General features: G+C 66.0%; 15 protein-coding genes, 2 tRNA genes and 1 riboswitch. Of the genes, 9 read left to right on the forward strand and 8 right to left on the reverse strand.

The features are described 5' to 3' along the window. Window positions 1–42: 42 nt before the first annotated feature. From orn to AMYHA_RS21655, 3 genes are all read left to right on the forward strand, one after another. A complete protein-coding gene (gene orn, locus AMYHA_RS21645) occupies window positions 43–678 on the forward strand; it encodes an oligoribonuclease (RefSeq protein ID WP_034274032.1) in 636 nt (211 codons plus the stop codon). A 74-nt stretch (window positions 679–752) separates the two neighbouring features. Further along, window positions 753–828 (forward strand) — tRNA-His (locus AMYHA_RS21650). 206 nt (window positions 829–1,034) lie between these two features. Next, window positions 1,035–2,387, forward strand: a complete 1,353-nt coding sequence (locus AMYHA_RS21655) for an alkaline phosphatase PhoX (RefSeq protein ID WP_034274035.1) — start codon at window positions 1,035–1,037, stop codon at window positions 2,385–2,387. Window positions 2,388–2,493: 106 nt separating this feature from the next. On the opposite strand, the gene AMYHA_RS21660 is transcribed toward AMYHA_RS21655, so the two are convergent. Further along, complete coding sequence (locus tag AMYHA_RS21660) at window positions 2,494–3,639, reverse strand: L,D-transpeptidase (protein ID WP_157362294.1); 1,146 nt, start codon at window positions 3,637–3,639, stop codon at window positions 2,494–2,496. Between the two features lie 245 nt (window positions 3,640–3,884). Here AMYHA_RS21660 and AMYHA_RS21665 point away from each other — a divergent pair. The 5 genes from AMYHA_RS21665 to AMYHA_RS21685 all read left to right on the forward strand — a co-directional run bounded on the left by AMYHA_RS21665 (window position 3,885) and on the right by AMYHA_RS21685 (window position 5,862). Next, window positions 3,885–3,957: transfer RNA gene (locus AMYHA_RS21665), tRNA-Lys, on the forward strand. 181 nt (window positions 3,958–4,138) lie between these two features. Next, window positions 4,139–4,393 carry a type II toxin-antitoxin system Phd/YefM family antitoxin gene (locus AMYHA_RS21670; RefSeq protein WP_034274040.1) on the forward strand — a complete coding sequence of 85 codons (255 nt, stop codon included), beginning with the start codon at window positions 4,139–4,141 and terminating at the stop codon, window positions 4,391–4,393. Further along, on the forward strand, window positions 4,390–4,785 hold the full coding sequence (locus AMYHA_RS21675; protein ID WP_034274042.1) for a type II toxin-antitoxin system VapC family toxin: 396 nt from the start codon (window positions 4,390–4,392) through the stop codon (window positions 4,783–4,785). Before AMYHA_RS21670 ends, AMYHA_RS21675 begins: the two co-directional genes overlap by 4 nt. A 185-nt stretch (window positions 4,786–4,970) precedes the next feature. Then, complete coding sequence (locus AMYHA_RS21680; protein ID WP_034274044.1) at window positions 4,971–5,621, forward strand: hypothetical protein; 651 nt, start codon at window positions 4,971–4,973, stop codon at window positions 5,619–5,621. Next, window positions 5,578–5,862, forward strand: coding sequence for a hypothetical protein (locus AMYHA_RS21685; protein ID WP_051400167.1), 285 nt, complete (start codon window positions 5,578–5,580; stop codon window positions 5,860–5,862). The genes AMYHA_RS21680 and AMYHA_RS21685 overlap by 44 nt, the downstream gene beginning before the upstream one ends. Before the next feature lie 129 nt (window positions 5,863–5,991). Here AMYHA_RS21685 and AMYHA_RS21690 read toward each other — a convergent pair whose 3' ends face one another. The 7 genes from AMYHA_RS21690 to AMYHA_RS21715 form a co-directional block, all read right to left on the reverse strand. Next, on the reverse strand, window positions 5,992–6,879 hold the full coding sequence (locus AMYHA_RS21690; RefSeq protein WP_034274046.1) for a mycobacterial-type methylenetetrahydrofolate reductase: 888 nt from the start codon (window positions 6,877–6,879) through the stop codon (window positions 5,992–5,994). A gap of 111 nt (window positions 6,880–6,990) precedes the next feature. Beyond that, on the reverse strand, window positions 6,991–8,448 hold the full coding sequence (gene ahcY / locus AMYHA_RS21695; protein ID WP_034274048.1) for an adenosylhomocysteinase: 1,458 nt from the start codon (window positions 8,446–8,448) through the stop codon (window positions 6,991–6,993). 132 nt (window positions 8,449–8,580) lie between these two features. After that, window positions 8,581–8,657, reverse strand: a riboswitch (S-adenosyl-L-homocysteine riboswitch). Window positions 8,658–8,739: 82 nt separating this feature from the next. Next, window positions 8,740–12,477: a methionine synthase gene (gene metH, locus AMYHA_RS21700; protein WP_034274050.1), complete on the reverse strand. Its 3,738-nt coding sequence runs from the start codon at window positions 12,475–12,477 to the stop codon at window positions 8,740–8,742. A 7-nt stretch (window positions 12,478–12,484) separates the two neighbouring features. Further along, the gene (locus tag AMYHA_RS27195) at window positions 12,485–12,625 is read right to left on the reverse strand and encodes a hypothetical protein (RefSeq protein WP_157362296.1); all 141 of its coding nucleotides are present in this window, start codon (window positions 12,623–12,625) and stop codon (window positions 12,485–12,487) included. After that, the gene (locus AMYHA_RS21705) at window positions 12,622–13,599 is read right to left on the reverse strand and encodes a carbohydrate kinase family protein (RefSeq protein ID WP_034274052.1); all 978 of its coding nucleotides are present in this window, start codon (window positions 13,597–13,599) and stop codon (window positions 12,622–12,624) included. Before AMYHA_RS21705 ends, AMYHA_RS27195 begins: the two co-directional genes overlap by 4 nt. A gap of 102 nt (window positions 13,600–13,701) precedes the next feature. Continuing rightward, on the reverse strand, window positions 13,702–14,901 hold the full coding sequence (gene metK, locus AMYHA_RS21710; RefSeq protein ID WP_034274054.1) for a methionine adenosyltransferase: 1,200 nt from the start codon (window positions 14,899–14,901) through the stop codon (window positions 13,702–13,704). Between the two features lie 29 nt (window positions 14,902–14,930). Further along, window positions 14,931–16,613, reverse strand: a complete 1,683-nt coding sequence (locus tag AMYHA_RS21715) for a glycine/sarcosine N-methyltransferase (RefSeq protein WP_231104976.1) — start codon at window positions 16,611–16,613, stop codon at window positions 14,931–14,933. 1,108 nt (window positions 16,614–17,721) lie between these two features. Here AMYHA_RS21715 and AMYHA_RS21720 point away from each other — a divergent pair. Next, window positions 17,722–18,792, forward strand: a complete 1,071-nt coding sequence (locus AMYHA_RS21720) for a Glu/Leu/Phe/Val dehydrogenase dimerization domain-containing protein (RefSeq protein ID WP_034274058.1) — start codon at window positions 17,722–17,724, stop codon at window positions 18,790–18,792. Window positions 18,793–19,005: the final 213 nt, after the last annotated feature.

Here is a 19,005-nt window from a genome sequence, read left to right on the forward strand (position 1 = left end):
GCCTGATCCACCACCCGGCGCCGGTGAGCTACTGTCTGGCGCGTGAACGATCGTCTTGTCTGGATCGACTGTGAAATGACCGGCCTCGACCTCGCGAAGGACGCGCTGATCGAGATCGCCGCGCTGGTCACCGACGCCGACCTGAACATCCTCGGCGAGGGCATCGACGTGGTCATCCACGCCGATGACGACGTCCTGGCCGGGATGCCGGACGTCGTACGTGACATGCACGCCGCGTCGGGGCTGACCGACGAGGTGCGCCGCTCGACGGTCACCCTGGAGCAGGCCGAGCAGCAGGTGCTCGACTACATCCGCTCGTGGGTACCCGAGCCGAAGACGGCACCGCTGGCGGGCAACTCCATCGCGACCGACCGCGGCTACATCGCTCGCGACATGCCCAAGCTCGACGAGCACCTGCACTACCGGATGGTCGACGTCTCCTCGGTGAAGGAGCTGGTGCACCGCTGGTACCCGAGGATCTATTACGCGAAGCCGGAGAAGGGGCTGGCACACCGCGCGCTGGCGGACATCAAGGAGTCGATCAGCGAGCTGAGCTACTACCGCAGGACGGCGTTCGTCGGGCATCCCGGCCCGTCCAGCGAGGAGGCGAAGGCGGTCGCGGAAGACGTCGTGCGGCAGGGCATGGAGGCCTCGGCGCCGGATACCCCCGGCGACTGACAGGGCCGGACGTCTGGCCGCATCGGCGGCACGCTACGATGTCATGGCTAGCGCGTCATCGACGTGCGCGCATGGTGGGTATAGCTCAGTTGGCAGAGCGCCTGGTTGTGGTCCAGGAGGTCGCCGGTTCAAGTCCGGTTATCCACCCCACGGAGAGGCCCTTTCCCACACGCGGGAAAGGGCCTCTCTGCTGCGTGTGGCAGGCATCAGCCGAGTCGACGCCGTGCACCTACGCGGCGTTCAACGTGAGTTCATCGAATCGCCGTAGTCGGCTTCACCCGAAAGCGTGTGGGCTTAGCGGGGTCGCGGTCCACCCCGATCGACCGCGACGACACCCGAGTTGGAGGAGCACCACCATGTCGACCCACCACACACCGGCCAGCACGGCGCCGACCCGGCGCGGTTTCCTCAAGGCAGGCGCCGCGGCGGGGGCGACCGCCACGCTGCTCGGCCTGATGCGCACCACCAGCGCCGAAGCGGCGACCCGCGGCCACGGCGGCAAGCCCGCTGAGCAAGCTCCCGACAACGGCGGCTACGGACCGCTCCAGCCCGCGCCGGGTGGCGAGTTGCTGCTGCCCGCTGGCTTCACCTACACCGCGTTCGGACACACCGGTACCCCGATGAGCGACGGCACCCCGACGCCGGGACGTCACGACGGCATGGCGGCGTTCGCCGGCGACGACGGCCTGATCCGGCTGGTGCGCAACCACGAGCAGAGCGACGGCCCCGCGTTCGCCTCACCCGCCTACGACGCGCTCGCGGCGGGCGGCACCACGACGATGCTGTTCGACCCGGAGAGCATGTCGCTGCGAGCCACCCACCCGACGATCGCGGGCACGATCCGCAACTGCGCTGGCGGTCCTACCCCGTGGGGAACGTGGCTGACCTGCGAGGAGACCTTCACTGGCTTGGGCGTTGACACGCCGCACGGCTACATCTTCGAGGTGCCCGCTGACGCCGACAGCCCGGTGGAACCGGTGCCGTACAAGGCGATGGGCCGGTTCGTGCACGAAGCCGTCGCCATCGACCCGGGCACCGGCATCGTCTACGAAACCGAGGACCGGGGCTCCGCGGGCTTCTACCGCTTCCTGCCGGACGAGCCCGGCAATCTCGGCGCTGGCGGCAGGCTGCAAATGCTCGCGATCAAGAGCCAGCCGCGGTACGACACGCGACTCAGCCAGCGGGTCGGTAAGCCGCTGCCGGTGGAGTGGGTCGACATCGCCGACCCCGACCCAGACAGCGACGACACCCTCGCCGTGTTCCACCAGGGCCGCGAGCAGGGCGCCGCTGTGTTCGCACGGCTGGAAGGCGCCTGGTACGGCGACGGGTCGATCTACATCGTCTCCACCAGCGGCGGTGACGCCGGTCTCGGCCAAGTGTGGGAGTACCGGCCGCGCGGCAACTCGGGTGGCCAGCTCGTACTGGTTTACGAGTCGACCGACCCGGAACTGCTGCAGAGCCCGGACAACATGTGCGTTTCCCCCAACACCGGCGGGTTGGTGCTGTGCGAGGACGGCGACGGCAGGGACATGCTGCGCGGCGTCACCAATAAGGGCCAGATCTTCGACTTCGCGGGCCTGAACAGCGCGAACACCACCGAGCTCGCTGGGGCGACGTTCAGCCCCGACGGCAGGATCCTCTTCTTCAACGCCCAAAGCCCTGGCGTCACCTACGCCGTCACCGGACCATGGGAGCGCGGCGCGCTCTGAGCGAAGCCCGGTGCGGTCGGCCCTCGCGGCCGGCCGCACCGGAGCGGTTCAGCCGGTTCCGGGTGCTCACGACGTCGGCACCAACCGGCTGGTCAATCCACACCGGTCAGTCCACACCGCCGGTGCGCCACTCCCGCCACGGCAACTGCCAGACGCTGAAGCCATCCGTCGGCTCCAGCCGTTGACCACCGCTCTTGACGACCCGGACCAGGTCACCCGGTTTGGAGTTGTTCATCATCCACTCGGCGTCGGCGGTGGACAGGTTGAGGCAGCCGTGACTGACGTTGCGATTGCCCTGATCACCCACCGACCACGGCGCGGAGTGGTAGAAGATTCCGCTGTACGACAACCGGGTGGCGTGCGACACCGTGATCTCGTAGCCCTCATCGTCGTCGACCGGAACGCCGTACGTCGATGAGTCCATCGTGTAGTCGTAGTGCTCGCTCATCACGGTGTAGGTGCCGTGCGGCGTCGGGTGCGTCGGCTTGCCCATGGAGATCGGCATCCGCTTCACCTTGTGGCCATCAATCCACACGCTCATGTGGTGGGTCTTGCCGTTGGCGACGGCGACCACGCGCTTGCCGATGGTCATGCTGGTGCTGACGTCCTGGGCGCCGTACATGTCGTTGCCGAAGTCCCTGCCGTAGATGTCGGCATCGATGGTGACCTCGGTGCCCGGCTCCCAGTGATCCTTCGGACGCCACACCACCCACTCGTCGTTGAACCAGTAGAAACCGCCCTTCGTCTTCGGCTCCGACGTGACCCGCAGCGCCCGTTCGGCGGCGTCTTTGTCGCTGATCGGCGCGCTAAACCGGAACGAAACCGGCATGCCGACGCCGACAGTGGCCCCGTCGACGACAGCGGGGGTGACCGACACCGTCTGCGCGGGAACCGCCGTGGTGAATGTGGCGCGCTTCATCGCGCGTTCACCGTCCTCGCCGACCCCGCGCGCCGTCAGCGTGTACTCCTTACCGAACCCGAGCTTCTCCCCAGCCCGCCATGCGGTGCTGTCGTTGTTGAGCGAGCCCTTGACAACAGTGCCGTCGGCCCCGATCAGCGTGACTTTCGTCAACTCGCCATGCTCGGCCGCGACCGTGACTGGCTTGCCCGGTTCGACGTCGTCCGCCTTCGGACCGGGTCTCAGATCAAGCTCAAGGGACTGGGTTTCGGGCGGCGAGGCCGGGCTCGCCGCGCTCGACTCCTCCGCACTGGTGGGCGTCGTGCATCCGCCCGCGATAAGGCAAACCCCCATGACGGCAGCGAAAACCCGCCGTGTATTCGGCATCCTGACTCTCCCCATAAGCCGGTGACTTGTCGCCCACGCTTCCCGTGGCATTCGCCCGTGTCGACGCGTCAAGTCTGTCGGACGTTGTCCGCTATGAGATCACTATCCCGACTCAGCTCCGACACCATTCGGTACCCCCTGCGCGAAGCCGTCCGATCGTGCCGTGCTAACGTTTTCAACGTCGCACCGGCCGGGTGCCGGTGAGTTTCTTCGCGCCGATAGCTCAATTGGCAGAGCAGCTGGCTCTTAACCAGCGGGTTCGGGGTTCGAGTCCCTGTCGGCGCACTTCCACCGCAGGTCAGCCTCCCGCTGGCCTGCGGTTTTGTTTTGCGACACGAAGGCGATAGTGACGCCCCGAATCGTATGGCCATGACCGAGCCGCGATCGACGCCGAGACCGGCGGTCTTCGGCTTCCTCACCGCGCGACCACCCGGCACGTGCTACGATTGCTACGGAGGTTAGTCGTATGGCCCGAGTGATCCCGCACCGCGAGCTGCGGAACAACAGCAGCGCCGTGCTGCGCGACGTGCAAGCTGGGGAAAGTATCCAGATCAGCAATCACGGCGAAGTCGTCGCGGTCCTGGTGCCACCGACGCAACCAGCACCTACCGCGCTGCGGGTACGACGCGCCAAGTATCGCGCCGGGTTCTCCGACCTGCCTCGCGTGCGCATTGAGCAGCCCGTGCAGCAACTCCTCGACGACCTCCGAGGCGATCGTTGACCGTCTATCTCGAAACCTCGGCGGCAGCGAAGCTTCTGGTCACGGAACACGAATCAGCAGCACTCAGCGCACATCTCGATCGGCTCGCCACCGAGGAGGTCGACATCGTGTCGAGCGTGCTCCTCGAAACCGAGTTGCGACGCCTTGCCGTGCGACTTGACCTCGACCAGTCGCGGGTGTCCGACGTCCTCGATCGTATCGACCTGTACGAACCGGATCGCGCCGCGTTCGTCGAAGCCGGGCTGCTGCCAGGCAAACACCTCCGCAGCCTCGACGCGTTGCATGTCGCCGTCGCCATCCGCGTCGCCGCCGACGAGATGGCGACGTACGACGTCCGGCAAGCCGAAGCAGCGCGTTCCGTGGGACTCGCGGTCGTCGCGCCAGCGGATTGACCCAGCGACGACCGTAAACGAGTTGATCTTGCTGCTGCCGCTGGCCGGGCGGCAGGATATTTGTTGATCAGGGACCCTGCCGGTGGGCCCACAATGTGCCTGATATGTCCGGCTGTCATGGTTCCAAGCGCAGGGTCCCTGATCAACACGCGGAGATAGACGCGCGCCGCATACCATCCCCGACCATGACAACGCCGCCGTACCAGCCGTACGACACACCCCACGGCCCAGGGCAACCCGACGTCAAGCCGTCGAAGGCGCTCTACGGTGTCGCGGTCGGCGTGTTCGTGCTCGCGCTGGTGGGAGCGGCACTGCTCGGCTACCGCGCCGTCACCAGCTTCCCCGGGCCCGTCGCTGAGTTGGCTGCTGGCGAGGAACGCCAGATCACGCTGGACGAGGAAGGCCTCACCGTCTTCGTCGACCGAACCCCAGCCAGCGGCCAGTGCCGAGTGACCGACGGCGGCGGCACGCCAGTCGAACTGGGACCGACGAAGGGCACCGAGACGGTCACCGCCAGCGGCACCGAATGGCAAGTCCTGCTGCGCTCGGCCAACCCCGTCCCAAGCGGCACATACACGGTCACCTGCGTCGCCACAGCGGACACCCCGGAGACGATCAGGTTCGGTGTCGGACCTCATACCTCAGTGTTCGGCATGGTCGCGATGATCTTCAGCGCGTTCGGGCTCGCGCTGCTCGGCTCGCTCATCGCGGTGATCATCGGTCTGGTCACGTTCTTCCGCCGCCGCTCCGCACTGCGCAAGCTCCAGCAGCCGTACGGAATGAATCCACCTTATGGCGGCTACCCGCCGTACCCGCCCCACGGCTACACCGGCTGACACCCCGCAGCGTCGTCCGGTCGACGGCGAGGACGAGCAGTTCGCTCGCGCGGTGCTGCATCCGGACCTGATCGAGTTCCTGCTCACCGATCCCCGGCAGCCGCGCGGGTTCTGGCTACTCGGCGGGCACCTCGACGTCCTGCACGAGGTGGGCGACCACCGCGATCCGGACAACCTCGTCCCCGCGCTCGACCTCCGCTGCGACATCTTGGACCGCATCCCCCAGCAGGTGTGGAGCTGAGGCTTCGCCGTCTCCAGCACCGACGTCCACCGCGCATTCGCCCTACACATACGCCTGCGCCCCGCGCACCAGACGGTGCACGGGGCGCAGGCGGTAACCGGTCAGCGAGACCGGACTAGCACAACTCGATCAGAACGACACCGGCGAGTAGTAGTCCAGCATCTCCGCGAACGTCTCGAACGCGGGGTTGGACACGCCGTACGGCGCCTCGAGGTGGATGCTGATCTCGAAGCCGAGGTCGGCGACCTGGTCGATCACCCGCTTGTACAGCTCGACCAGCTCGCGCTTCTTCTCGGCGAACGAGGACTCCGCCAGCCGCGCGACGAACTCCTGCTCCTCCTTGACCACCCGGTTGCCGGGGTCCTGGATGAGCCAGTCGATCAGCCCGATCTTCTTCTCGATACCCGGCACGAAGCCGAACGACAACAGCACGTCCGGCCGGTGGTCGGTCTGCTTCGCGAAGTCCCGCAGGAAGTCCACGATCGAGTCGGAGAACAGCAACTGCGTCATGGCGTATGTGGCGCCCTGGTTGCACTTGAAGTTGAACCGGCCGTGCTCGCCCTCCCGAGTCGGGATGAGGATCACGCCGCGGTTCGGCACGATGCCGGTGAACTCGGCCAGCGCGTCGGTCGGCGCCATGCCGGGTCCGTCGCCGTCGGCCATGGTGCGCGGCACGCCGACGAAGGTGATGCCGTCCATGCCAGCGGTGCGCAGCGCGTTCAGTCGGTCGGTCAGTTGCGGTTTGGCGTCGAACGCGGTGACCTGGGTGCACAGCCCGCGCATGTCGGGGAGTTCGGGACGGAGCCGCTGCCAGAAGTCGAGGACGTCCATCCTCGGCTTCAGCTCGACGGGCCGGTCGTCCTCCTCGGCGATCATGCCGGGGATCATGACGTGCTTGATGGCACCGGACAGGCCGGTTTCCTCGGCCACCCGCGCGACTTTCTGGCCTTCTTCGACAGCCCGCTGCTCGCCGCCGTCAATCTCCGGCGGCACCAGCTCTAGGGCAATGGTCTTCATGTACGAATCGCCTTCTCGGGTCCACGCAGACACGAACTACGTCACTGAAACGGGCACGTACCGCCCGGCACGACTCATGGCGTCAGCCGTGCCGGGCGAGACACGCGCCGATCAGTACCGGTAGTGCTCGGGCTTGTACGGGCCCTCGACGTCGACGCCGATGTACTCGGCCTGCTCCTTGGTCAGCTTGGTGAGCTTCACGCCAAGGGCGTCGAGGTGCAGCCGGGCGACCTTCTCGTCGAGGTGCTTCGGCAGCACGTAGACGTCCTTCTTGTACTCGTCCGGCTTGGTGAAGATCTCCATCTGCGCCATCACCTGGTTGGTGAAGCTGTTCGACATCACGAAGCTCGGGTGGCCGGTGGCGTTACCCAGGTTGAGCAGTCGACCCTCGCTCAGCACGATGATCGAGTGACCGTCCGGGAACACGTACTCGTGCACCTGCGGCTTGATCTCGACCTTCTTGATGCCCGGGGTCTTCTCCAGGCCGGCCATGTCGATCTCGTTGTCGAAGTGGCCGATGTTGCCCACGATGGCCTGGTGCTTCATCTTCGCCATGTGGTCGGCGGTGAGGATGTTGAAGTTACCGGTCGTGGTGATGAAGATGTCGGCCTTGTCGACGACGTCCTCGATGGTGGCCACCTCGTAGCCCTCCATCGCGGCCTGCAGCGCACAGATCGGGTCGATCTCGGTGATGATGACCCGGGCGCCCTGGCCACGCAGCGACTCGGCGGAGCCCTTGCCGACGTCACCGAAGCCAGCGACGACCGCGACCTTGCCACCGATCAGGACGTCGGTGGCGCGGTTGATGCCGTCGGCCAGCGAGTGGCGGCAGCCGTACTTGTTGTCGAACTTCGACTTGGTGACCGAGTCGTTGACGTTGATCGCCGGGAACAGCAGGTCACCGGTCTTGGCGAACTCGTACAGCCGCAGGACACCGGTGGTGGTCTCCTCGGTGACACCCTTGATCTGCTCGGCGATCTTGGTGAACCGCTTCGAGTCGGCGGCCAGGCTCTTCTTCAGCGTGGCCAGCACGACCTTGTACTCGTCCGGGTCGTCCTCGGTCGGCTCCGGCACGGCACCGGCGGCCTCGAACTCGACACCCTTGTGGACCAGCAGCGTGGCGTCGCCGCCGTCGTCCAGGATCATGTTCGGGCCCTTGTCACCGAACTGGAACAGCTGGTCGGTGCACCACCAGTACTCTTCGAGGGTCTCGCCCTTCCAGGCGAACACCGAGACACCCTCCGGCTTCTCCGGGGTGCCGTTCCGGCCGACGACGACCGCGGCGGCGGCCTCGTCCTGCGTCGAGAAGATGTTGCAGGACACCCAGCGCACCTCGGCGCCGAGGTCGACAAGGGTCTCGATCAGCACGGCGGTCTGCACGGTCATGTGCAGCGAGCCCGCGATCCGCGCGCCCTTCAGCGGCTTGGAGTCCGCGAACTCCCTGCGAGTCGCCATCAGGCCGGGCATCTCGTGCTCGGCCAACCGGATCTGGTGCCTGCCGGCTTCGGCAAGTGAAAGGTCGGCGACGGCGAACTCAAGACCGCCTACCTGCTGCAACTTCGTGCTCATAACTTCCTTTCGATCATTTCGACCCGCGCCCCCTGCGACCGCGCGGGTCGAGCTAGGGGATTACGGGAACAAAGGGGACGCCGCGCGAGCGACGGGATCAGGGAACTGACCTGTCAACACGGTCGGCCTCCTCGCAAGAAGGCGCCCTTTCTGCAAGAGATGGGGCCGAGCGTGGCGGACGATCGTCCGCTGCAGCGCCTCTCGGCCGCTATTTCGAGTTTTGCAGGAACTGCCGTACGACGTCAAACCTTCGTCGCACGGCTCACCTCGGTGGTTAATGGAGCCCATACGTCAGTCCTCGGGGTCGTAGCCCAGGTTGGCCGACAGCCAGCGCTCCGCCTCGGCAAGCGACCAGCCCTTGCGGGCGGCGTAGTCCTCGACCTGGTCGCGGCCGAGTCGGCCGACGACGAAGTACCGCGACTCGGGGTGGCTGAAGTAGAAGCCGGAGACGGCCGCGCCGGGCCACATCGCCATCGACTCGGTGAGCTCGATGCCGACCGTCTTCTCCACATCGAGCAGTTGCCACAGCGTCTGCTTCTCGGTGTGCTCCGGGCACGCCGGGTAGCCGGGGGCGGGGCGAATACCGTCGTACCGCTCCTTGATCAGACCGACGTTGTCCAGCTCCTCATCAGGCGCGTAGCCCCAGAACTCCTTGCGCACCCGCTCGTGCATCCGCTCGGCGAACGCCTCCGCGAGACGGTCGGCCAGGGACTCGAGCAGGATCGCGTTGTAGTCGTCGAGGGCGTCCTTGAACTCCTGCACCTTCTGCTGCGAGCCGAGGCCCGCGGTGACGGCGAACGCGCCGACCCAGTCCTCCAGGCCGGTCTCCTTGGGCGCTACGAAGTCGCCGATGGAGCGGTTCGGGACGCCCTCGCGGTGCTGGCCCTGCTGGCGCAGGTTGAACAGGCGGGTGGCCACCTCGTCACGCTGTTCGGAGGTGTACAGCTCGATGTCGTCGCCGACCGCGTTGGCAGGGAAGAGACCGATGACGCCGTTGGCGGTCAGCCACTTCTCCTCGATCAGCTTGTCGAGCATGGCCTGCGCGTCGTCGTACAGCTTGCGCGCGGTCTCGCCGGTCGACGGGTTGTTGAGAATGTCCGGGAACGAGCCCTTCATCTCCCATGCGTTGAAGAACGGCTGCCAGTCGATGTACGGGCGCAACTCGGCCAGGTCGTAGTCCTCGAAGACGTGCACCCCCGGCTTGGCAGGCACCGGCGGCGTGTACGACGACCAGTCCACCGGAGTACGGTTCTCCCGCGCCTGCTCGAGGCTGACCAACGGCCGGTCCTGCTTGTTCGCGTGACGAGCGCGCAGCGCATCGTAATCGGCCTGGACCTCGGCCAGCAGCGTCTCGCGCTGCGTCTCGTGCAGCAGCGACGCCACCACCGGCACCGAGCGTGAGGCATCCTTCACCCACACCACGGGGCCGTGGTACTTCTTGTCGACCTTGACCGCTGTATGTGCGCGCGAAGTCGTGGCACCGCCGAGCAACAGCGGTATGTCGAACTCCTGCCGCTGCAGCTCGGAGGCGAAGTTGACCATCTCGTCCAGCGACGGGGTGATCAGCCCGGACAGCCCGATCACGTCGGCCTGATGCTCCTTCGCGGCGTCGATGATCTTCTGAGCAGGCACCATGACGCCGAGGTCGATGACCTCGTAGTTGTTGCACTGCAGCACCACGCCGACGATGTTCTTGCCGATGTCGTGGACGTCGCCCTTCACGGTCGCCAGCACCACCGTGCCGTTGGTGTCCTTGGCGCCGGTGGTGCCGTTGTCCGCCTTCTCCTGCTCGATGAAGGGGATCAGATACGCCACGGCCTTCTTCATCACCCGAGCGCTCTTGACCACCTGCGGCAGGAACATCTTGCCGGCGCCGAACAGGTCGCCGACGACGTTCATGCCCTCCATCAGCGGGCCCTCGATGACCTCGATCGGCCGGCCGCCGCGTTCGGCGATCTGGCCGCGCAGCTCCTCGGTGTCGGACTCGACGTGGGCGTCGATGCCCTTCACTAGCGCGTGCGTGATCCGCTCGCCGACCGGCAGCTCGCGCCACTCAGCCGCAGCACCGCCGGTCTCGTCGTTGTTGTCCCCGCTGCCCTTGTACTGCTCGGCGAGCTCCAGCAAACGCTCGGTCGCTGCCTGGGAGTCGTCGGTGCGGTTCAGGACGACGTCCTCGATGGCGTCCCGCAGATCGGGCGCCACCTCGTCGTAGACGGCGAGCGCGCCCGCGTTGACGATTCCCATGTCCAGGCCCGCGTCGATCGCGTGGTAGAGGAAGACCGCGTGGATCGCCTCGCGCACGGTGTTGTTGCCGCGGAAGGAGAACGAGACGTTGGAGATGCCGCCGGAGATCTTCGCTTCCGGCAGGTTCTCCTTGATCCAACGAGCGCCCTCGATGAAGTCCATGCCGTACGTGGCGTGTTCCTCGATGCCCGTCGCGACCGCGAACACGTTCGGGTCGAAGACGATGTCCTCGCGGGGGAAGCCGACCCGGTCGACGAGGATGTCATAGGCGCGCTTGCAGATCTCCTTGCGGCGTTCGAGGTTGTCCGCCTGCCCGTCCTCGTCGAAGGCCATTACGACGACGGCCGCGCCGTACTTCTTGCAGAGCTGGGCCTGCTCGATGAACTCGTCCTCGCCCGCCTTGAGTGAGATCGAGTTGACGATCGGCTTGCCCTGGATGTTCTTCAGGCCGGCCTCGATGACTTCCCACTTGGAGGAGTCGACCATGATCGGCACGCGGCTGATGTCGGGTTCGGAGGCGATCAGCTTGAGGAAACGGTCCATCGCCTCGACGCCGTCGATCATGCCCTCGTCCATGTTGACGTCGATGACCTGCGCGCCGTTCTCCACCTGCTGCACGGCCACCGAGAGGGCGGTGTCGTAGTCGCTGTCCTTGATCAGCTTGCGGAACCGGGCCGAGCCGGTGATGTTGGTCCGCTCGCCCACGTTCACGAACAGCGACGAGTTGTCGACGTTGAAGGGCTCCAGGCCGGACAGCCGCATCGCGGGCTCGGGCTCGGCGGGCTTGCGAGGCGGCAGTCCGTCGGCCGCCTTCGCGATCGCGGCGATGTGGTCCGGGGTGGTGCCGCAGCAGCCGCCGAGCACATTGACCAGACCGGCCTCGGCGAACTCGCGGACCACGGGCGCCATCTGCTCGGGGCTCTCGTCGTACTCGCCGAACGCGTTGGGCAAGCCCGCGTTGGGGTAGCAGTGCACGAAGCAGTCCGCGATCCGGCTGAGCTCCGCGACGTATTGGCGCATCTCGGACGCACCGAGAGCGCAGTTGAGGCCGACCATCAGCGGCTTGATGTGCCGGATCGAGTTGAAGAACGCCTCGGTGGTCTGACCAGACAGCGTGCGGCCGGAGGCGTCGGTGATGGTGCCCGAGACCATCACCGGCCAACGGCGGCCACGCTCCTCGAACAGCGTCTCCAGCGCGAAGATGCAGGCCTTCGCGTTGAGCGTGTCGAAGATCGTCTCGATCAGCAGCAGGTCCGCGCCGCCGTCTACGAGGGCGTTGGCCTGCTGGAGGTAGGCGGTGACCAGCTCGTCGTAAGTGACGTTGCGGGCGCCGGGGTCGTTGACATCCGGAGAGATCGACGCCGTGCGGTTGGTCGGGCCCAGCGCGCCCGCGACGTACCGCGGACGTTCCGGCGTCGCGAACTCGTCCGCGGCGACGCGCGCCAGCCGTGAACTCTCGTAGTTGAGCTCGTAGACCAGCTCCTGCATCTCGAAGTCGGCCTGCGCGATCGTGGTCGCCGAGAAGGTGTTCGTCTCGACGATGTCCGCGCCTGCCTCGAGAAACTGACGCGTGATGCTGGTGATCAGCTCCGGCTGGGTGAGCGACAGAAGGTCACCGTTGCCCTTGACGTCGCAGCCCCAGTCGGCGAAGCGTTCGCCGCGGAACTCGGCCTCGCTGGGCGACTGCTGCTGGATCATCGTGCCCATCGCACCGTCGATGATCAGGATGCGCTCACGCAGCAGCGCGGAGAGCTCCTCGGTGCGGTCTGGCTGGATGTGGCTCACGTTCGTATCACTCTTCCAGCTGGACGAAGTCGTCCAGCATCAGGTCGTAGGCCTGCAACGCGGTCCCCATGCCGCCATCGGCGATGAGGACGCGTTTTTCCAGCGCCTCTAGGAAGCGACTGTCCATTGTCATCCCGGCAGTGCTCACACCCTCAGTTTGGACTCAATCTCGGCGGCAGCGTCGTTGCCGTAGGCACGCGCGGCACGATCCGAGAAGTCAGCGCGGTCGAGCGGGTACTCCTGCGGGCCGACGGTCTCAAGCACGATGCTGGCCAGCACGCAGCCGACCTGTGCGGAGCGCTCCAGGCTCAGGTTCCAGCTCAGGCCCCACAGGAAGCCGGCGCGGAAGGCGTCACCGACACCGGTCGGCTCCACCTCCTTGACCTCGGGAATGGCCTTGACCTGCACCGGCTCGTGATGCTTGCTCTCGATGCGCACACCCTGGCCACCGTAGGTGGTGACCCAGCTGCCGACCCGGTCCAGCACCTCGTCCGTGGTCCAGCCGGTGTGCTTGAGCAGCAGCGAACTCTCGTACTCGTTGGTGAACAGGTAGGACGCGCCGTCAACAAGCTTGCGGACGTCCTCGCCGGGCATGATGGCCAGTTGCTGCGAGATGTCGGCGGCGAAGGTGAGGCCGCGCTGCCTGCACTCCTCAGTGTGGCGCAGCATGGCCTCGGGGTCGTTCGGCGCGACGACGACGAGGTCGAGCTGGCCGACGCGGTCGGCGACGGTCTGTAGCTCGATCTCGCGGGCCTCGCTCATCGCACCAGCGTAGAACGACGCGATCTGGTTCTGCGTCGTGTCTGTGGTGCACAGGAACCGCGCGGTGTGCTTCTCCTCGGACACGTGCACCGACTTGGTGTCGACGCCGTGCCGGTCAAGCCACGAACGGTAGTCACCGAAGTCGTGGCCGACGGCGCCGACCAGGATCGGTGAGAGTCCCATGCGACCCAGCGCGAAGGAGATGTTGGCTGCCACGCCTCCCCTGCGGATGTCCAGTTCCTCGACCAGGAAGGACAGCGAGACGTGGTCCAGCTGGTCGGCGACCAACTGGTCGCTGAACTTGCCGGAGAAGGACATCAGGTGGTCGGTCGCGATCGATCCGGTCACCGCGATACGCATGCGGGCTCTCTCCTCTTAATGAGTCGAACGTCGTGAGTGTCGTGGGGCGACGCTCTCCGGGTGACGTTCCAGCTGGGGAACGTCACCCGGAGAGGCGGCAAGTTACGCCTTCGCGGCGTCCTTCAGGGCGGCGGCCCGGTCCGTGCGCTCCCACGGCACGTCGAGGTCCTCACGACCGAAGTGCCCGTACGCCGCGGTCGGGCCATAGATCGGGCGCAGCAGGTCAAGGTCACGGATGATCGCGGCGGGACGCAGGTCGAAGACCTCGTCGATGGCCGCCTGGATCTTGGCCGGGTCGACCTTCTCGGTGCCGAACGTCTCGACGAACAGACCGACAGGGGCTGCCTTGCCGATGGCGTAGGCGACCTGGATCTCGGCGCGCTCGGCCAGACCGGCGGCCACGACGTTCTTGGCGACCCAGCGCGTCGCGTACGCGGCGGAGCGGTCCACCTTCGACGGGTCCTTACCGGAGAAGGCGCCACCACCGTGACGGGCCATGCCGCCGTAGGTGTCGACGATGATCTTGCGGCCGGTCAGACCGGCGTCACCCATCGGGCCACCGACGACGAACCGGCCGGTCGGGTTGATCAGGATCTTCGGGTTCTCCGCCTCAAGGCCGAGCGAGGAGATCTCCGGGTCGATCACGTGCTTCTTGAGGTCGACCGCCAGCTGCTTGTCGAGGTCGATGCCCTCGGCGTGCTGGCTGGAGATGACGACGGTGTCCAGCCGCGCGGGCTTCTCGCCGTCGTACTCGATGGTGACCTGGGTCTTGCCATCGGGACGCAGGTAACCGACCGTGCCCTCCTTGCGGACCTTGGTCAGCCTGCGGGAGAGGCGCTGCGCCAGCGCGATCGGCAGCGGCATCAGCTCGGGCGTGTCGGAGCACGCGTAGCCGAACATCAGGCCCTGGTCACCCGCGCCCTGCTTGTCCATCTCGTCGAGCTTGTTGTCCACCCGCGACTCGTACGCGGTGTCGACGCCCTGCGCGATGTCGGGCGACTGCTGGTCAATCGCCACGTTAACCCCGCAGGATGCGCCGTCGAAGCCCTTGTCGGAGGAGTCGTAACCGATCTCGAGGATGGTGTCGCGTACGAGGGAGGGGATGTCGACGTACGCCTTGGTGGTCACCTCACCGGCGATGTGCACCTGGCCCGTGGTGATCAGCGTCTCCGCCGCGACACGCGAGGTTGGATCCTCGGCGAGCATCGCGTCCAGGATGGCGTCGCTGATCGCGTCCGCCATCTTGTCCGGGTGCCCCTCGGTCACCGACTCGCTGCTGAACAGCCTTCGACTTGCAGTCACTATGCGACCTTTCTTCGTTGTTCGGTTGGTCAGGAACGTGCGTGGAAGATGCCCCAGGCGAGGTTGCCCGCGCGGCCACCCTCGACCCAGTGCTTCAGGCCCGCCTTCATGCGGGTGCGGTATTCCTCACTGACGTGCTGGGAGATGTCGTCCTCCCGCTTCTGGAGCTCTTCGAGCACCCGGCCGTAGTGGGTGGCCAGCTGCGGTGTGCGGTCATCGAATTCGACCACGTCCATGCCGAGACGACTCAGCTCGCGGCGGTAGAACGCCGGCGAGCCCATCGACTCGAGGTGCAGCCGGTCCAGGATCGGCCGCAGCCCGGCCTTATCCGCGCTGTCGGCGGCCATCGGGTCGGTGAAGATGAACTCCCCTCCCGGCTTGAGCACGCGGGAAACCTCCTGCAGGACACGGACGCGGTCACCACTGTGCAGCATCGCATCCTGCGACCAGATGACGTGGAAGGTGTTGTCGTCGAACGGCAGGTCCTCGAACGAACCGTCAACCACATCGATCAGGTGGTCCAGCCCCTGCTCGGTGTTGTGCTGGCGGTTCCGGTCGTTCTCCACCTCGCTGAGGTTGAGACAGGTGACCTTGCACCCGTAGGTGCGGGCGAGGTACCTGGCGGCACCACCGTACCCAGCGCCGACGTCGAGAACGTGGGTGTCCTTGGTGAACTGGCCCTTGCTCGCCATCGTAGCGACCGTGCGCACGCTGGCCGGGGCGATCTCTTCCGTCGGGTGCTCGTACAGCCCGACGTGGATGTCCTCGCCGCCCCAGACGTGGTAGTAGAAATTGTCCGCGTCGTCAGAATTGTAGTACTCGCGGGCCGTATTGACGGCGGAAGAATAGCTGGTCTTGTCGACAAGCGACTTGATGTAATTCTTTTCCGCGACATGAACGAGGAAGTCCGGCTCATCGGCCGAGAATGATTCCTGGAAATCGCCGTATGTTTCGACGTGCTGGAAACCGACCTCGCGCAAAAGCCTGCGGACGTATTCTTTCCGCAGGGGGAACATGTTGAGGTGATACTGCGACTTGTCCGGGAAGTCGTACCGGAATCGCGCAAGGCCCTCGTCGACGTACTCGGGCTCGGCGCTCACCTGGTCGCCGCAGTAGTAATAGGTGTGCTTGCTCGAGAATCCATTGTCCAAAATGGTGTCATAGTTGCGCTGGTCGAGGATCAGCACACCGTCGTGCTTGAGCACGGCGTAGAACTCGGCGAGCGCTTTGCGACGGTCCCGCTCGGAGAACAGGTGGGTGAACGAGTTGCCAAGGCAGATGACGGCGTCAAACTCGCCGTGGACGTCGCGGTTGAGCCAGCGCCAGTCGGCGTGCACGACGCGCAGGATGTGACCGCCGTAGTTCTTGCCGTTCTCGAACGCCTTGGCCAGCATCTCGGGACTGCCGTCGACGCTGACCGTCTCGAAGCCTTCTTCGATCAGCCGCACCGAGTGGAAGCCGGTGCCCGTCGCGACGTCGAGAACGGACTTCACCCCACGCGACTTGAGCAGATCGACGAAGAAGCTGCCCTCGCTCTCGTAGCGCTTCTTCCAGTCAATCAGGTCATCCCACTTGTCAACAAAACCTTCGACGTACTCGTCGGCATAGTGATCGGAATCACGCACCTGCAATGGGTCGGCGCCGAAATCCTGTGCTTGCTGCACAGCGTCGCCATTACCGGAAGCGGGTGTCGCATCCGTTTCGTCGGTCATCGCGTTCTTCATCGAGTTTCCTTCGGGTACGGCCGGAAATGTGATCGGTCAGACACGCCGCGTGTGCGCAGCGCGTCGCAGGGTCACGTCACTTTCTACTGCCTCCTCCGCTACGGGATCCGCGCACGACGCACCGATTCCGCCTAGCCGGAAAATCGCACAGCGACCGCACGACCTCCGCCGTCCGCGGTCGGGCCGACAGGCATGGATCACCTCGCCGCAATGGCTGGATCCCGCAACCCCGACCTGGTGGCCCCGGCGGCGCATCGGCGTTGATCACCGCAAACCACTGGCTAATAACTTATTCTTAGTAGAACCACTAATCAATAGGTCGATGGCGTGAAAGTCGGTTTTCACCCCAGGTGAAACTCGCGGCCCTGAGTTCGCGCCGCGAGAGCACCTTCTCGACCGTTCGGTCAGCGCTGAATTCCCGGCATAGTGCGAGGTAGCAGCGCGTATGGCGAGAGTTGTCGACGACCACCCACCGCACTACCGTGCTCTAGGCCACACCGATCACGCCGTCACTCACTTGCAGCAACAAAAACTACCCTGGGTAGATTTTTGGCCATTTCTCCGCCCTCGCTTGGTCCGCTTGCCTGACGTTGCGACCTTCGGTTGACCATGGTGTGTAGCCGAACACGGATCGCGTACGAGTTATTACCTTAAGTTATGTGCGGTTGCATTTTGCGGAACGGTTTCTCTAGAAACAACTTCTGAACCGGGCCACACACACTAGTTGTTTCCGCAACAGATATGTCAGATTCACCACCATTCTGGTCGGAACGAGCGCCGATGCGGTACCGGAACGCGTGGAAATGATCAAGAGCGCGGGTGGTGCCGCCGGACGCCACCGATGAGCCGACTGGCGCCGCCGCCGAGGGGCAGCTGCCGTCGTCCGATGTCGCCGTCGCCCGCCGCCGACGGCCTGCCCGATGTCCGCCGACGGCCTGCCCGACCGTGTCATCCCCTGCCACGACACGGCAACGGCTCGGTGTAGCTCGCGGGCTCGCGGCGCTGAGAAGGGGCACCATAGAGTCAGGCACACATGCTCACGTGCCCCGGCCAAGCCACAAGCGACGGACGGGGCCGACAACGAGAGGTCATCACCATGACTGCGAGAGTGTTCACCACCAAGCCCTGGCATGAGCAAGTCGTGTTCTGCCACGACGAGCCGAGCGGGCTCACCGCCATCATCGGCATCTACTCCACCACGCTCGGCCCCGCGCTTGGCGGCACGCGCTTCTACCCGTTCGAGTCGGAGGACGCCGCGCTCGCGGACGTACTCAACCTGTCGAAGGGGATGGCGTACAAGACCGCACTCGCCGGGCTGCCGCTCGGCGGCGGTAAGGCCGTGATCATCGGCGACCCCGCGACCGACAAAACACCCGAACTGCTCCGAGCTTACGGCCGCTACGTGCAGTCGCTCGGTGGTCGCTACATCACCGCCTGCGATGTCGGGACGTTCGTCGCCGACATGGACATCGTCGCGACCGAGTGCGACTACGTCACCGGCCGCTCCCAGGAACACGGCGGCGCTGGCGACTCCTCGATCCTGACCGCCTACGGCACGCTGCGCGGGATGCAGGCCTGCGCCGAACACCGCTGGGGCAGCTCATCGCTGCGGGGCAGGACAGTCGGCATCTCCGGCGTCGGCAAGGTCGGCCACTTGCTGGTTGACGACCTGATCGAGCAGGGCGCCCATGTGGTGATCACCGATGTCAAAGAGCGCGCGGTCGAGCGGGTGCAGCGCAACCACCCTGAGGTGCACGTCGTCCCCGACACGGCGACACTGATCCGCTCGGACATCGACGTGTTCGCGCCGTGCGCTCTCGGCGGCGCGCTCAACGATGACTCCGTGCCGGTGCTGCGGGCGAGCATCGTGTGCGGCGCGGCGAACAACCAGCTCGCCCACCCCGGTGTCGAGCAGGACCTCGCCGCGCGCGGCATCCTCTATGCGCCGGACTACGTGGTGAACTCCGGCGGCGTCATCCAGGTCGCGGACGAACTGCACGGGTTCAACTTCAACCGCGCGAAGGACCTCGCGTCGAAGATCTTCTCCACGACCAAGGAAGTCCTCGAACTCGCCGACACCGAGGGCGTCCCACCCGCCACGGCGGCCGACCGGCTCGCGGAACGCCGCATGGCGGCGGCCCGCACCCCAGCCACCGCGGCGAGCTGACCGGAACACGCTGGGGCCGTGCGGGTGCTGTCATCCGCACGGCCCCAGCGTCCCGACGCCGTGTCATGCATTCCCGACGCCGTGTCCTGCATTCCCGACGCCGTGTCCTGCATTCCCGACGCCGTGTCCTGCGCTCCCGACGCTGTGTTCGCCCCTCCGGCACCCGGTGTAACTACCCGCCCTGTCGCGACGACCTTCGAGCAAGACCTACTC

Origin of the sequence: Haloechinothrix halophila YIM 93223, from assembly GCF_000504245.1 — a bacterium.
Taxonomy (GTDB): Bacteria; Actinomycetota; Actinomycetes; order Mycobacteriales; family Pseudonocardiaceae; genus Haloechinothrix_A; species Haloechinothrix_A halophila.